Annotated in this window: 12 protein-coding genes; 6 read left to right on the top strand and 6 right to left on the bottom strand. The window is 59.4% G+C overall.

Annotation, left to right across the window (positions count from 1 at the left end; all coding sequences use genetic code 11):
- The first annotated feature begins 24 nt into the window (after nt 1-24).
- Both CFBP5499_RS17550 and CFBP5499_RS17545 read left to right on the top strand, forming a co-directional pair.
- Nucleotides 25-1,566 (top strand): sugar ABC transporter ATP-binding protein, encoded by a 1,542-nt coding sequence (locus CFBP5499_RS17550; RefSeq protein ID WP_080829649.1) that lies wholly within the window; start codon nt 25-27, stop codon nt 1,564-1,566.
- Nucleotides 1,567-1,597: 31 nt separating this feature from the next.
- Nucleotides 1,598-2,626, top strand: coding sequence for an ABC transporter permease (locus CFBP5499_RS17545; RefSeq protein WP_080829650.1), 1,029 nt, complete (start codon nt 1,598-1,600; stop codon nt 2,624-2,626).
- Nucleotides 2,627-2,709: 83 nt separating this feature from the next.
- Here the strand turns inward: CFBP5499_RS17545 and CFBP5499_RS17540 are convergent, their stop codons facing one another.
- Entirely contained in the window at nt 2,710-3,465 is a 756-nt protein-coding gene (locus tag CFBP5499_RS17540) for a gamma-glutamyl-gamma-aminobutyrate hydrolase family protein (protein ID WP_080829651.1), read from the bottom strand.
- A gap of 304 nt (nt 3,466-3,769) precedes the next feature.
- Between CFBP5499_RS17540 and CFBP5499_RS17535 the strand changes: the two genes are divergently transcribed.
- Nucleotides 3,770-4,867: a TRAP transporter substrate-binding protein gene (locus tag CFBP5499_RS17535; protein WP_080829652.1), complete on the top strand. Its 1,098-nt coding sequence runs from the start codon at nt 3,770-3,772 to the stop codon at nt 4,865-4,867.
- A gap of 383 nt (nt 4,868-5,250) precedes the next feature.
- Here the strand turns inward: CFBP5499_RS17535 and CFBP5499_RS17530 are convergent, their stop codons facing one another.
- Nucleotides 5,251-6,720 carry a TRAP transporter large permease gene (locus tag CFBP5499_RS17530; RefSeq protein WP_080829653.1) on the bottom strand — a complete coding sequence of 490 codons (1,470 nt, stop codon included), beginning with the start codon at nt 6,718-6,720 and terminating at the stop codon, nt 5,251-5,253.
- Nucleotides 6,721-6,752: 32 nt separating this feature from the next.
- Nucleotides 6,753-7,292: a TRAP transporter small permease subunit gene (locus tag CFBP5499_RS17525; RefSeq protein ID WP_006315177.1), complete on the bottom strand. Its 540-nt coding sequence runs from the start codon at nt 7,290-7,292 to the stop codon at nt 6,753-6,755.
- 415 nt (nt 7,293-7,707) lie between these two features.
- Here CFBP5499_RS17525 and CFBP5499_RS17515 point away from each other — a divergent pair, with 415 nt between their 5' ends.
- The gene (locus CFBP5499_RS17515; RefSeq protein WP_173988563.1) at nt 7,708-7,932 is read left to right on the top strand and encodes an aa3-type cytochrome c oxidase subunit IV; all 225 of its coding nucleotides are present in this window, start codon (nt 7,708-7,710) and stop codon (nt 7,930-7,932) included.
- 70 nt (nt 7,933-8,002) lie between these two features.
- Nucleotides 8,003-8,527, top strand: a complete 525-nt coding sequence (locus tag CFBP5499_RS17510) for a hypothetical protein (RefSeq protein ID WP_175416814.1) — start codon at nt 8,003-8,005, stop codon at nt 8,525-8,527.
- Nucleotides 8,528-8,551: 24 nt separating this feature from the next.
- Here CFBP5499_RS17510 and CFBP5499_RS17505 read toward each other — a convergent pair whose 3' ends face one another.
- Entirely contained in the window at nt 8,552-9,805 is a 1,254-nt protein-coding gene (locus CFBP5499_RS17505) for an NAD(P)/FAD-dependent oxidoreductase (RefSeq protein WP_080829656.1), read from the bottom strand.
- A gap of 314 nt (nt 9,806-10,119) precedes the next feature.
- On the opposite strand from CFBP5499_RS17505, the gene CFBP5499_RS17500 reads away from it, so the two are divergent.
- A complete protein-coding gene (locus CFBP5499_RS17500) occupies nt 10,120-11,856 on the top strand; it encodes a methyl-accepting chemotaxis protein (protein WP_080829657.1) in 1,737 nt (578 codons plus the stop codon).
- Nucleotides 11,857-11,934: 78 nt separating this feature from the next.
- Here CFBP5499_RS17500 and CFBP5499_RS17495 read toward each other — a convergent pair whose 3' ends face one another.
- Nucleotides 11,935-13,254, bottom strand: coding sequence for an LLM class flavin-dependent oxidoreductase (locus CFBP5499_RS17495; RefSeq protein ID WP_175416813.1), 1,320 nt, complete (start codon nt 13,252-13,254; stop codon nt 11,935-11,937).
- An 18-nt stretch (nt 13,255-13,272) separates the two neighbouring features.
- On the bottom strand, nt 13,273-14,619 hold the full coding sequence (locus CFBP5499_RS17490; RefSeq protein WP_080829658.1) for an MmgE/PrpD family protein: 1,347 nt from the start codon (nt 14,617-14,619) through the stop codon (nt 13,273-13,275).
- Nucleotides 14,620-14,623: the final 4 nt, after the last annotated feature.

Raw genomic sequence — 14,623 nt, 5'->3', positions numbered from 1 at the left:
TTTTTGTCTATTGTGGAGGATGAGATGGTCGTCAGTCCATCGACAATGGCCGCCGTGCGCGCCAGCGGAGCCGTGCCGAATGCGGAGTTTCTTCTCGCGGCGGATGGCATTCGCAAGGAATTTCCCGGCGTCGTGGCGCTCGATGATGTGCAGTTCCACCTCAAGCGCGGAACCGTTCATGCGCTGATGGGCGAGAACGGCGCCGGCAAATCGACGCTCATGAAGATTCTCGCCGGCATCTACCAGCCGGATGACGGCGAAATCCGCCTGAAGGGTGCCCCGATCCGTCTTGATTCCCCGCTTGACGCGCTGGAAAACGGCATCGCCATGATCCATCAGGAACTGAATCTGATGGCCTATATGACGGTGGCCGAAAACATCTGGATTCGCCGCGAGCCGAAAAACCGGCTGGGCTTCATCGATCATGGCGAAATGTATCGCCGCACCCAGACCCTGCTGGAACGACTGGGCATCGATCTCGATCCGGAAACGCGTGTCGGTGAGCTTTCGGTCGCCAGCCGTCAGATGGTCGAGATCGCCAAGGCGGTTTCTTATGATTCCGACGTTCTGATCATGGACGAGCCGACATCGGCGTTGACGGAGCGCGAGGTCGAGCATCTCTTCCGCATCATTCGTGATCTGAGGGAGCGTGGTATCGGCATCGTCTATATCACCCACAAGATGAACGAGTTGTTCGAGATCGCCGACGAGTTTTCCGTCTTCCGCGACGGCAAGTATATCGGCACCCACGCGTCCACCGATGTGACGCGTGACGACATCATCCGCATGATGGTGGGTCGCGAAATCACCCAGATGTTCCCGAAGGAAGAGGTTCCGATCGGTGACGTCGTGCTGTCGGTCAAGAACCTGACGCTGAACGGTGTGTTCCATGATGTGTCGTTCGACGTCCGCGCCGGTGAAATTCTCGGCGTCGCGGGTCTTGTCGGTTCGGGGCGCTCCAATGTTGCCGAGACGGTGTTCGGCGTCACGCCGGCATCATCGGGCACCGTTGCAATCGACGGCAAGCAGGTTTCGATCGACAGCCCCACGAAGGCCATCCGCCACCGCATGGCGTTCCTGACGGAGGACCGCAAGGATACCGGGTGCCTGCTCATTCTCAATATTCTCGAGAATATGCAGATCGCCGTGCTGCAGGATAAATATGTCGCCAACGGTTTCGTGCAGGAAAACGCGCTGTCGGATGCCTGCGAAGAGATGTGCCGCAAGCTGAGGGTCAAGACGCCGCATCTTCACGAGCGCATCGAGAACCTTTCGGGCGGCAACCAGCAGAAGGTGCTGATCGGTCGCTGGATGCTGACCAAGCCGCGCATTCTCATTCTGGATGAGCCGACGCGCGGCATCGATGTCGGGGCCAAGGCGGAAATTCATAAACTGGTTTGCGAGATGGCACGCCAGGGCGTCGCCGTCATCATGATTTCCTCCGAAATGCCGGAGGTTCTGGGTATGAGCGACCGTGTCATGGTCATGCATGAAGGTCGGGTGACGGGTTTCCTTGATAGAAGTGAAGCCACACAGGTGAAGGTGATGGATCTCGCATCGCGGTGAGGCGCGCCGGGATTCTCAAGGAGGAACGATTATGACTACGAACGCCGCCAACGTGGAGTTGGATGCAAAATCCGGACGCAAGCCGCACCGGCGCATACCGCCCGAGGCCAATATCTTTTTCGTGCTGATCGGCATCGCGCTGGTTTATGAAATTCTCGGCTGGATTTTCATCGGCCAGAGCTTCTTGATGAACCAGCAGCGCCTGACGATCATGATCCTGCAGGTGTCGGTGATCGGCATCATCGCCGTCGGCGTGACCCAGGTCATCATCACCGGCGGTATCGATCTCTCCTCCGGCTCTGTCGTCGGTTTGACGGCGATGTTGTCCGCCAGCGTGGGGCAATCATCCACATGGCCGCGAGCGCTTTATCCGGGGCTGACCGATCTGCCCTTCTTCATCCCGCTGGCTGTTGGCGTATTGGCTGGCGCCCTTGCGGGCTTCATCAACGGGCAGCTTATTGCGCGTACCAAAATCCCGCCCTTCATCGCAACACTCGGTATGATGGTGACGGCGCGTGGTCTTTCCAAGTGGTACACGAAGGGCCAGCCGATTTCCGGCCTGACTGACGGTTTCAACTTCATCGGTACGGGCATCTGGCCGGTCGTGGTGTTCCTCGTCGTCGCCGTCATCTTCCATGTGGCGCTGCGTTATACGCGTTACGGCAAGTTCACCTATGCCATTGGCGCCAACCAGCAGGCTGCGCGCGTTTCCGGTATCAATATCGAAGCGCATCTGATCAAGGTCTATGCCATTGCAGGGCTGCTCGCCGGTCTCGCCGGCGTCGTCACCGCCGCGCGTGCACAGACGGCACAGGCTGGCATGGGTGTGATGTATGAACTTGACGCCATCGCCGCGGCCGTCATCGGCGGCACGTCGCTCGCCGGCGGCGCTGGCCGCATCACTGGAACGGTTATCGGCACCATCATTCTCGGCGTCATGACATCAGGCTTCACCTTCCTCCGGGTGGACGCCTATTACCAGGAGATCGTCAAGGGTCTCATCATCGTCGCCGCTGTTGTCGCCGACGTTTACCGCCAGAAGAAGCGCGCAAAGCGTTAAATCCTCCTCCCTCCCGGACTTGGGGCAAGCTTTCGGGCTTGCCCCTTTTTTTATGGCCGGATGAATGAGGGATCGGCGAAGGTTCAGACCTTGCTGTTGCGGTAGTCGTGAACAGCCTTGCCAAATGCCTCGAACAGCGCGCGCGAGGGCGCATCCGTCTCGGCCCAATATTCCGGATGCCATTGCACGCCGACGGCAAAGCCCTTGGCGTCGATGACGGAGACGGCCTCGATGGTGCCGTCCGCGGCCGTCGCTTCCACCTGCAGGCGCGGCGCGGTCTCGGCAATAGCCTGCCGGTGCAGCGAATTGATCTGGATTTCGCCCGACATGCCGAGATGCTGCGCAATGCAGGAGCCTTCGCGCACATGCACCGGCTGACGGATGGCGAAGGCGACATCACGGTCGTCATGTTCCGGCTTGCGGTGGTCCCATGTTCCGGGCTGTTCCTGAATTTCGGAAGCCAGCGTGCCGCCAAGCGCCACGTTCAGCTCCTGAATGCCGCGGCAGATGGCCAGCATCGGAATACCGCGCTCAATGGCGCGACGGATGAGCGGCAGGCTGGTGGCGTCGCGGGCCGGGTCGAAGGGGCCATCACTTTCCTGCGCCTCTTTGCCGTAGAGGGAAGGGTGCACATTGGTGGCGGAGCCGGACACGAGCAGGCCATCCACCCGGTCGAGAATGGCGTCCACCTCGTTCCCGTCCTCGAAGGCCGGAATGATGAAGGACATGACGCCTGCCACTTTCAATGCGGCTGAGACATACTGGTTCTGTGCGGCGTGCCAGTCGGCTCCGGTGAAATGCCTGATGTCGGCGGGGACGGCGATGATGGGTTTTGGCATGGTGGCTCCGGGACGAATCTCCGAAATTTGTGCGACTGCCGGTGGGCCAAGTCAAGCGTGTGTTTTGCGTTCCATCGGTCATATATGCGCCTAAAGTATAAGGCGCCGCCCGGATATTTCAGTTGCAAATAAAATACGAAGGGGAAGTCCTGAAAATTCCCGAAACAGTCGGTTTTTCCGAGATTAATTCTTGGAACGGGTGCTTGTCAGCCGGGCTGGAACCGTGCTTACTTCGCTACGATGCCTGAACAGCGACGAGGGGAATTCAAAGCTGCGGGCAGCGTTCATATCTGGGAGGATATAGATGGATCGCCGTTCCTTTATGAAAAAAGGTGCGCTTGCGGGAGCTGCCACGGCTGCTCTGGCCGCGCCTGCCATTGCACAGCAGAATACCAAGATCAACTGGCGCTTGACGTCGTCGTTTCCGAAATCGCTCGACACGATCTATGGCGGTGCCGAGGATATTGCCAAGCACGTCGCGGCCGCAACCGACGGCAATTTCACCATTCAGCCCTTTGCCGCCGGTGAAATCGTGCCCGGCCTGCAGGCGGCCGATGCCGTGTCTTCGGGCACAGTCGAAATGTGCCACACCTGCTCCTATTATTACGTCGGCAAGGACCCGACCTTCGCCATCGGCACGGCTATACCCTTCGGCCTCAATGCCCGCCTGACGAATTCCTGGTTCTACGAAGGCAACGGCAACAAGCTGCTCAACGAATTTTATGCCAAGCATAATCTCTACGGCATGATCGCAGGCAATACCGGCGCCCAGATGGGCGGCTGGTTCCGCAAGGAAATCAATACCGTCGACGATTTCAAGGGCGTGAAGATGCGCATTGCCGGTCTCGCCGGCAAGGTGGTGGAAAAACTCGGCGTCGTGCCACAGCAGATCGCCGGCGGCGATATCTATCCGGCGCTGGAAAAAGGCACCATCGATGCGGCTGAATGGGTCGGTCCTTATGACGACCACAAGCTCGGCTTCCAGAAGGTCGCGAAGTATTATTATTATCCGGCCTTCTGGGAAGGCGGCCCGGTCATCCATTCTTTCGTCAATCTGGACAAGTGGAACAGCCTGCCGAAGAACTATCAGATGGTGCTGCAGGATGCCTGCGCTTTCGCCAACACCAGCATGATGGCGAAATACGACGCGAAAAATCCGATCGCCATCAAGCAACTAGTGTCGGAAGGTGCGGTGCTCCGGCCCTTCAGCCAGGAAATCCTCGAGGCCTGCTACAAGGCCGCGCTGGAAGTTTACGCCAACATTTCGGCGTCCAACCCGGATTTCAAGAAGATCTACGAGGACCAGGTCGCCTTCAAGCGCGAGGGCTATCTGTGGATGCAGCTTGCGGAATACACTTTCGATACGTTCATGATGATCCAGCAGCGTAACGGCAAGCTCTGATTATTCGGTAACGGCGGCGGACCGGGCAAAGGCCTCGGAGATTTCGGTCTCCGGGGTTTTTGTTGTGTGCTTATGCCTTCACGAGCCCGTCAATAAAGGATGATTTACGATCAGGTCCGTGGGAGCAGAAGCGGCAGGCTCCGAGACCAGCTGGAGTGTCGGCGGGGATTGGCCACGCCGACCTCGGCAAAGGCCCTGCTCTTACGTGTGGAGGTGATGCGATGTGGAGAACGCTGAGCATTGCAGTCGGCATTAGGAGAAACCGGACAGGCTGGTCAGTGACTGTCCGGTTCAATTCTAAAGAAAATAAACGGAAGGCGGGGGGGCACCCTGTCTCCACTCTGCAATCACAGGCGTTTCGCCAACTCCTCACAAGATGCGCGTTAAGGCCCGATCTTTGGCGGTTCGCCGAGATTAGGCACCCCGGGCAACCCGCCCGGCTGGCCGAAATTGGGCATGGTGTTGCCGCCCTGGTTGCCGAAGGCGGGAATCTCGATCTTGATGGAGTTCAGATCGACCGCAGGTGCCTTGTCCAGCCAGTAGGTGACCGATTCCGGCCAGAAGATCACGATGGCAACGAGGATGAGCTGCATGCCGAGCCACGGGATGGCGCCCATGTAGATATCCGATGTCTTGACCGAGCGCGGTGCGATGGAGCGCAGGTAGAACAGGGCAAACCCGAAGGGCGGATGCATGAAGCTCGTCTGCATGTTGATGCAGATCAGCACGCCGAACCAGATCAGGTCGATGCCGAGCGACTGGGCGATCGGCGCCAGCATCGGAATGACGATGAAGGCGATCTCGAAGAAATCGAGGAAGAAGGCGAGGAAGAAGATGAAGATGTTGACGAAGATCAGGAAGCCGATGGGGCCGCCCGGAATGCCCGACAACATGTGCTCGATCCACAGCGAACCGTCCATGCCCTGGAAGACGAGTGAGAAGCAGGTGGCGCCGACCAGAATGAACACCACCATCGACGTGATGTGCATGGTGGAATGCATGCCCTGTTTGACGAGATCCCAGCTGAGGCGGCGGTGGGCGGCAGCCAGCACCATGGCGCCGACGACACCGAGCGCACCCGCTTCCGTCGGCGTTGCGAGGCCGAGGAAGATGGTGCCGAGCACCAGAAAGATCAGCACGATGGAGGGGATCATGCCTGCCAGCACGCGGAACACCAGCGCCCGGTTGAGCTCACCGCGTGCCTCCGGCGGCAGCGCCGGCAGGTCCTTGGGCCGGACGATCGACATCAGCAGGATGAACAGCATGAAGATCGTCACCTGCAGGATCGAGGGGCCGATCGCGCCAAGATACATGTCACCAACTGACTTGCCGAGCTGGTCGGCGAGAACGATGAGGACGAGGGAGGGCGGAATGACCTGTGTGATCGTTCCCGATGCCGCGATGACGCCGGTGGCAAGCCGCGGATTATACCCGTACTTCAGCATGATTGGCAGCGAGATGACGCCCATGGTGATGACGGAGGCCGCAACCGTGCCGGTGATGGCGCCGAGGATCGCGCCGACGATGATGACGGCGTAGGCAAGACCGCCGGGAATGGCGCCGAACAGCTTGCCGGTTCCCTCAAGCAGATCCTCCGCAAGGCCACATCGCTCAAGGATCGCGCCCATGAAGGTGAAGAAGGGAATGGCGAGCAGCAGGTCGTTCGAGACGATGCCGAAGATGCGCAACGGCAGGGCCTGAAGAAAGGCCGGAGAAAAATGCTCGGTGAAAATGCCGATGACGCCGAAAACGAGGCCGACGGTGGCGAGTGAGAAGGCAACCGGGAATCCGTAAAGCATGAAGATGATCATGCCGAGGAACATCAGTGGTGGAAGAATACCATATTCAAACATGGGAAATATCCTGAAGGTTCAGATCGGCGTGATCATTGCAGGGGCTTTTCGTACTTCGTATCCAGCGCATAAAGCCCGTTGAGGGCGCCGACGCGCTTGATGAGTTCGGAAAAACCCTGAAGAACCAGCAGGGCGAAACCGGCGAAGATGACAAGTTTCACGGGCCAGCGGATGAGACCGCCGGCATTTGAGGACATTTCACCCTGATGCCAGGACAGCGTGAACATGGGCCAGGACAGCCAGGCGAGGTAAAAGCAGGCGGGTATCAGAAACAGCACGATGCCGATGATGTCCACCCATAGGCGGCTTCGCGGAGAGATGGCACCATAGATGATGTCGACCCGCACATGTTCGTTCATGCGCAGCGTATAGGATGCGCCGATCAGCACGATGAAGGCGAACATGTACCACTGGATTTCCAGCCAGCCGTTTGAACTATAGTTCAGTGCGTAACGGACCATGGCATTGCCGGCGCTGACGAGGCAGCAGATGAGCACGAGATAACCGGCAACCTTGCCCAGAGCTTCGCTCACGAGGTCTATCAGCGCGCTTAGTTTTAAAAGCGATTTCATTACTTTCCCCTCTTCCCTTTTGCGGGCCCTTTGCGGGTTTATGGCGGAGAGCAAAGTCCGGTATCCCTACGGCGGCCGCGCCTCCACGCGCATCCGTTGCCACAGGTCCCAGAGTTCCTCCCCACAGAATCCCGTGTATGGTCAGGCGGTTCGAAAAGCAACCAAAACCGCCATGAAACAGCGCGGCAAAGCCCCCTTTTCAACCGTTTGCGAAAGAATGTTGCCCTATGGCACGCTTTGCCCGGGGGAGTAGTCATGATGTATGCCGTTGCCGCTCTTTCGCGCGGAACGCATTGCGCTTTTCGGCGACTTCATGTTACGTCTGGCTCCGGAGAATCCGGCATGGACCTGTGATCGTCCGCGGGCAAATCGTCTCGCAGGACAGGCATGGCGGATGGAGCAAAGGGGAAGCGGAATGAGCGAACATCACACGGGTCCGGTCGAAGTTGGCGCCGAGATGAACTACGCCGAGCACGAAAAGACCTATAACGGTTTTCTGGCCATGACGAAGTATGGCACCATGCTGCTGTGCGTGCTGATGCTGGCCATGACCGCAGGTTTCTTCACATCCGCGGGCTTCCTTGGCGGTCTGGTCGTTTTCCTGGCGCTTTCGGCTGCGGGTTTCGTTCTGCTGCGCTAAGCGATTTCGTTCATGAGCGGTTCCCGGTATGGGAACCGGGGCGATGCCGGATAACCGGAAAGGCCAAGCCATGAAGCGTCTGGTATATTGCCTGTTCCTGCTGATGGCGATTGCGCATCCTGTCTGGTCGCGCGATCTTTCGCCTGCTGAACAGGATGGTCTTCGCATGCAGATAGAGCGGTTCAGCACGGCGTTGAATGCGCAGGATTTCGGAACTGTCAGCAAGACGGTGCCGCCGAAAGTCTTTGAATTCATCGCAAGCGAGGCGGGTATCACCGTGGAGCAATTGCGCGGCGCCTTGACGGCGCAGATGCAGATGGCGCTCGCGGCGGTCAAAATAACCGAATTCACCATGGATACGCAGGCGATCAGCCTCGCGCAAACGCCTGATGGAACGCCCTATGCGCTGGTTCCGACGAAAACGGTCATGGAAACCGGTGGCCAGACCATCGAGGCGAAATCCCATACGCTGGCACTGATGGATGGTGCGGAGTGGTATCTTCTGCGGATCAGCGACCAGCAGCAGGTCACTATCCTGCGCAAAGTCTATCCGTCCTTCGCAGAGGTGACGTTTCCTGATGATTCCATGCAGTAGGTGAAGTAGGCGGGGCCTTTCCTCTCAGGAAAAGCGCCCCGGCCGGAACGGGTCGATCGAGATTGCCGTCTCCTCGCCACTGGCCAGCTGCGTCACCAGACGGGCCGTGGCTGCCGATTGTGTCAGCCCAAGATGGCCATGGCCGAAGGCATAGATGACGGAGGGCGTGGCACGGGCCGTGCCGATGACGGGAAGACAGTCCGGCATGGACGGGCGGAAACCCATCCATTGCTGCCCACCCTCCAGCTTCAGTCCGGGCAGGAAACGCCCGGCCTTCTTCAGCATCGCTTCGGCGCGCCGGAAATTCGGTTTCAGTTCGAGCCCGCCAAGTTCGACAGCGCCGCCGACACGGATGCCAGTCGATAGCGGGGTGACGACGAAGCCATGATCATTGAAATAAAGCTGGCGCGTGAGGTTGAAAGCTCCAGCGGGCAGGGTGGTGTTGTAACCGCGTTCGGTCTCCAGCGGCACGATGTTGCCGAGCGTTGCGGCAAGCTTTCTCGACCAGGCACCACCAGCGATCACCACTTTGTCGGCGTCGATCTTGTCGCCGTTTTCGAGCGTCACGATCGTGCTTTCGCCCACGGCATCGATGCGTTCGGCCTCACCCTTGCGCAGGCTGGCGCCACGGGCAATCACCAGATCGAAAATGGCGCGGGTGAAATCATAGGGGTCGGAGACTTGCAGGCCATCGGGAGAGAATATGGCGTGGCGGAACTGCGGCGCGAGACCCGGCTGCAACGCATCGATCTCGTTGCGGCCGACACGCTCAAAGGTGAAACCGGCACTTTGTTTTTCGTCCCAGTCCCTGCGAGCGGCGTTGAGGCTTGCCTCGCTGTCGTAAAGATCGAGCGTTCCGGTTTTTGAAATGAGGTGTGAAAGCTCCGGCATGGCGGCAACATGGACCATTTCCAACGCCGCCAGCCGGTTGATTTCCGTGAGTGACTTCAGCCCGTGGCGGAAGTTCCGCTCGGCGCTGGCGCGCCAGAAGCGCCACAACCAGGGCGCAATTTTCGGCGCATAGGCCGGTGGCACACTGAGAGGGCCAAGCGGATCGAACAGCCAGCGGGGCGCTTTTTTCATGATGCCGGGCGCAGGGATGGGAATGATCTCGGGAAAGGCCAGAATACCGGCATTGCCGGAACTCGCCCCCCGGGCAACCTCGCCGCGTTCCAGAAGCACGACGTCGCGTCCGGCATTTTGCAGATAAAGCGCGGCCATGGAACCGATAATGCCGGTGCCGACCACCAGCACATCGCATTTCAGGGTTTTGGTCATCGGCGCTCCTGCAATACAAGTCTTTCACCCGCCATAACAATGAATGCCGTTTGGATGAAAGGCCGCATCGCGTCGTTGACGCAGAAATATCAGCACTGTGGCAAATAAGCGGTTCGAAATAAACAAGGCGAGTATTTCAGCGGCAAAGCATATCGACAGTCGACAGAAGACTTGGACCTATAGTTATGAACCATCATTAATCGCAATTTAACGGTGTCCGGCTAGTTTCGCTCGCAGGCAGGCTGGCCGGTTTCATCCTTATATTTAAGGAGTGAAGGGGTCCGCATATTGGTTACTGTTGGGGTTTCAAGCATATGTCTCACTTTTCCAAATTCGGTCTGGATGCTTCTGCGGTGCTTGACGCGCTCAGCCGTTCACAGGCCATCATCGAGTTCGATCTGACCGGTAAGATTTTGAAAGCGAACGATAATTTCTGCAAGGCTGTGGGCTATCAGCCGTCTGAAATCGTCGGTCGCTCCCACAGCATGTTCCTGTCTTCCGAAGACGCTGCCTCGCCGGAATACAAGGCATTCTGGGCAAAACTGTCGCGCGGCGAATACGATCAGGGTCAGTACCGGCGCCTGGCTAAAAATGGCGATGAAATCTGGATCGAAGCCTCCTACAATCCGGTGTTCCGTTTCGGCAAACCTTACAAGGTGGTCAAGATCGCAACCGATATCACCGTGATCAAGCGCAAGAGCGCTGAGGATGATGGCAAGCTTGCCGCGCTCTCCCGGGCGCAGGCCATGATCGAATTTACACCAGATGGGAAAATCCTCGGCGCCAACGAAAATTTCCTCGCGACGCTTGGTTACACGGCGGAAGAAATCATCGGCAAACATCATTCGATCTTCTGCGAGCCGGCCTATGCCCATTCCCAGGATTACCGAGATTTCTGGAAGGAACTTGGCAAGGGCCGGTTCTCGACCGGGCAGTTCATGCGACTTGGCAAAGATAACAAGCGGGTCTTTATTCAGGCATCCTATAATCCGATCATCGATGACCGTGGTCGCGTCTTCAAGGTGGTGAAATTTGCTTTTGATGTGACGGAAAGGGTGCATGCCGTTGAGGAGCTTGGGGCTGCGCTCGAGCGCCTGTCTCAGTGCAATATCCGCGTCACGCTGGATAAACCTTTCGTCGGCGAATTCGAAAGGCTGCGGCAGGATTTCAACAAATCCATAGCCGAATTCCAGAAGACGCTGGAGAATGTTCTCGGCCAGACTGGTGATCTGACACGCAGCAGCCAGGAAGTCAGCGAAGCCTCCGTCAATCTCGCCGAACGGTCGCGTGAGCAGGCGGTGGCGCTCGAAGAAACCTCGGCCGCACTCGAAGAAATCACCGCGACCGTTCGTTCCTCGACGGAAAACATGAAAGAGACGCGCAAACTCGTTCAGAGCGCGCGGTCCTCCACCGTTGCCTCCACCGAGGTCGTGGAGCGCACGGTCGATGCCATGCAGCGCATCGAGACGGCATCGCGGGAAATCAGCCAGATCATCGGCGTGATCGATGAAATCGCCTTCCAGACCAACCTTCTGGCGCTGAATGCCGGCGTGGAAGCCGCGCGTGCGGGCGAAGCGGGCAAGGGCTTTGCCGTGGTTGCGCAGGAAGTGCGTGAACTCGCACAACGTTCGGCCAAGGCCGCCAAGGAAATCAAGGCGTTGATCAACAATTCCGGCAGCGAGGTTCTCGAGGGCGTGAAGCTGGTTGGCGAGACTGGTGAGGCGCTGAAGCAGATCGATGCACTGGTGCGGCACATTGATGGCAATGTCGATATGATCTCCAAGGCGGCGGACGAGCAGGCCGCCGGAATCAGCGAGATCAACAAGGCCGTCAACCGGCTGGACCGGATGACGCAGGAAAATGCGGCGATGAGCGCTCGCACGACGGTCATCAGCACGACACTGGCACAGGGCGCCGATGCGCTGGCACAGCTTGTCAGCCTGTTCAAGCTGAACCGCCGCACTGCTTCGCGCGAAGACGGGCCGTCCATACGGCCGGATACTTCAAATACCGTCCGGCGCGATCAGACCTCCGCAAGGGCGGCCGCATAAAGGGAGCGGCCCCCGGTCCGCTTTTCATGAACAGGATTTGGTGGACGCGGATGCCTTTGGTCGGGCATCCGCATGTCGTTATCCCCGCAGGGCCGGTCGCGTGATACCGAGGTGGTCACGCAGCGTAGACCCTTCGTAATCCTTGCGGAACAGGCCGCGCTCCTGCAGAAGCGGCACGACCTCGCGGTTGAATTCCTCCAGCCCGCCGGGGAAGTAGGGCGGCATGACGTTGAAACCGTCGGCCGCACCGTTTTCGAACCATTCCTGCATCCGATCCGCAATATCCCTGGCCGTGCCCATCACGATATGGTGACCGCGGCCGGCAGCGACGCGCAGCGCCAGTTCCCGGATCGTCAGCTTTTCGCGGCGTGCCAGTTCCGTTAAGAGTTCCGCGCGGCTGCGCAGCTGGTCGGAGATCGGCAGGTCCGGCAGCGGGCCGTCAAGATCGTAATCGGCAAGGCTGTGGCCGATGCGTTCTTCAAGCAGTGGCATGGCGCTCTTGATGTCAGTCCAGCGGTTCAGCTCCTTCAGTTTCTCGCCGGCCTCTTCGAAGCTCCTGCCGATGATCGGCATGAAACCCGGCATGACGGCGACGCTTGCCGGATCGCGGCCGAATTTCGCCACGCGGGCTTTAAGGCTCGTATAGAAGGCCTGCGCTTCGGAAATCGCCTGCTGGGCGGTGAAGACGATATCGGCCGTGCGGGCGGCGAGATCCTGTCCCGGTCCCGAAGAGCCTGCCTGAATGAGAACGGGGTGTCCCTGCGGTGAGCGCGGAATGTTGAGCGGGCCCTTGACCGTGAAATATTTGCCTTCGTGGTCGAGAATATGGACCTTTTCGGGATCGACATAACGTCCCGCCTGCTTGTCCTTGACGAAGGCATCGTCATCCCAGCTGTCCCACAGGCCGCGAACGACATTCACATATTCTTCCGCCACCGCATAACGCTCGTCATGCTCGGGATGGCTTTTGGAAAAATTCGCGGCCGTGCGGGCATAGGAGGTGGTGACGATGTTCCAGGCCGCGCGGCCATGGCTCAGATGGTCGATGGACGCGAAGGCGCGGGCGGTGTGATAGGGCTCGCCATAGGTGGTGGAGGCGGTGGCGGCCAGACCGATCTTGTCGGTTACCATGGCAAGCGCTGACAGTAATGTCAGCGGCTCGAAGCGGGCGATCATCGACGGATGGGCATCGACACCGCTTGTCAGCCCGTCGGCGAGGAATACCATGTCGAACTTTGCGGCTTCCGCCATTTTCGTGACGCGGGTAAGCAAGTCGAAATTCTCGCTGCCGGCCTCCGCATCGGGGTGACGCCAGCCGGAAACGTGGTGCCCGGCACCCTGCAGGAAAAGGCCGAGATGCATCTGTCTTTTGCGGGTCGTAGTGGTCATGGGGATCATGCCTTCATATCGGTCAAGTTATATTTGAGACACCAGAAGCGCTTCGAGCTTCCTGAGGTCGGCTGCGGTCTTCATGCTCCGCACCAGTGCCGGAATCCCGGCGAATTTCTCATTGCCGCCGGTGGCGTCGGCGAACTTCTCCGTCGGATCGTCAATGCCCGGCAAGCCGTCTGTGCGGCGCGAGAAGACCGTGCCGTCCTTTTTCGTCACATCGATGACCACAAAACGGGTGGTCGGATCGGGCGAGAGGCGGCGGGCGGTCTCATCGTGCCGGCGCGAGACTCTTGCCGAAAGTGCGAGCAGATCGGCACGCGCCGGGCGTTCGTCGAAATGGCCGATGCCGAGCGCTCCATCGGCAAGGGCTGCAGCAAAGACATATTCGGGGCTGAAGCGCGCATCGATGCCGGTGGCGGGTGTGGCCGGGCCGACGAGGGCGGCATCGCCGCCCGGCGGGAAGGTGATGATAACAGTTTCAATCTCGTCCGGTGTCAGATCGTGGGCGCTGCGCAGCGCAAGCGCGCCGACGGCGACGGGGTGGGCGGCGGTGCAGCAGGGAAAGGCCTTGAGGGTGAGGCCGGGCGAAACGATCTGCCAAGGCGCGCCCCAGCCGGAAAGAACCCGTTTCGGCTGCTCGGCGCCGAAGGCGAAGGCGGAATAAAAGCCGATGGGATTTTCGAGAAAATCCGGCGCGCCCTGAAAACGTGATCGTGCCAGCCGCGCAGCGGTAAGGCCGGCGCGTGTGGCAAGCCCGGCATGCAGCGGCTTGGCATCGAACCCGAATTGCAGACGAAGGCCGGCCGATTGCGTGGCGGCGAGGCCGAGTGCCACGGCCGTGGTTTGCGGATCGAATTTCAGAAGATGGGCGATCGCCGCCGCAGCGCCGATGGGGCCAAGAGTGGCGGTGGCGTGGAAGCCGTTTTCGTAATGTTTTGTGCCGAGTGACAGGCCAATCCGCGCCATGGTCTCCAGCCCGACGATATAGGCGGCGATGAAGGCATCCGCCGTCGAACCTTCCTCGACCGCGACAGCCAAAAGGGCTGGGATGATGGCGACGGTAGGGTGGCCGCGCACGCTGCCATGGACATCGTCATAATCAAGCACATGGCCGGCATGACCGTTGATGAGGGTGGCGGTAAAGGCATCCGTGCGCAGATCGTGGCCAATGATGCCTGCTGTGCCCGATGTGCCCGGAATAAAGGTGTCGATCAGGATTTTCGTGCTTCTGTCGGCAGCGCCGCCCAGCACGCAGGCGAAAAAATCGATCAATGCCGTGCGGGCGATCCTCACCGCTTCGTCGTCACGCAGCGGATCGGAGGCGGCGATGGCCTCGGCCAGATGAAGGGTGAGTTTTTCGTCGGCGGTCATGACG

The organism is Agrobacterium tumefaciens, assembly GCF_005221325.1.
Taxonomy (GTDB): Bacteria; Pseudomonadota; Alphaproteobacteria; order Rhizobiales; family Rhizobiaceae; genus Agrobacterium.
Note: the sequence above shows the minus strand (reverse complement) of the source record. Positions and strands in the feature narration are given on the sequence as shown.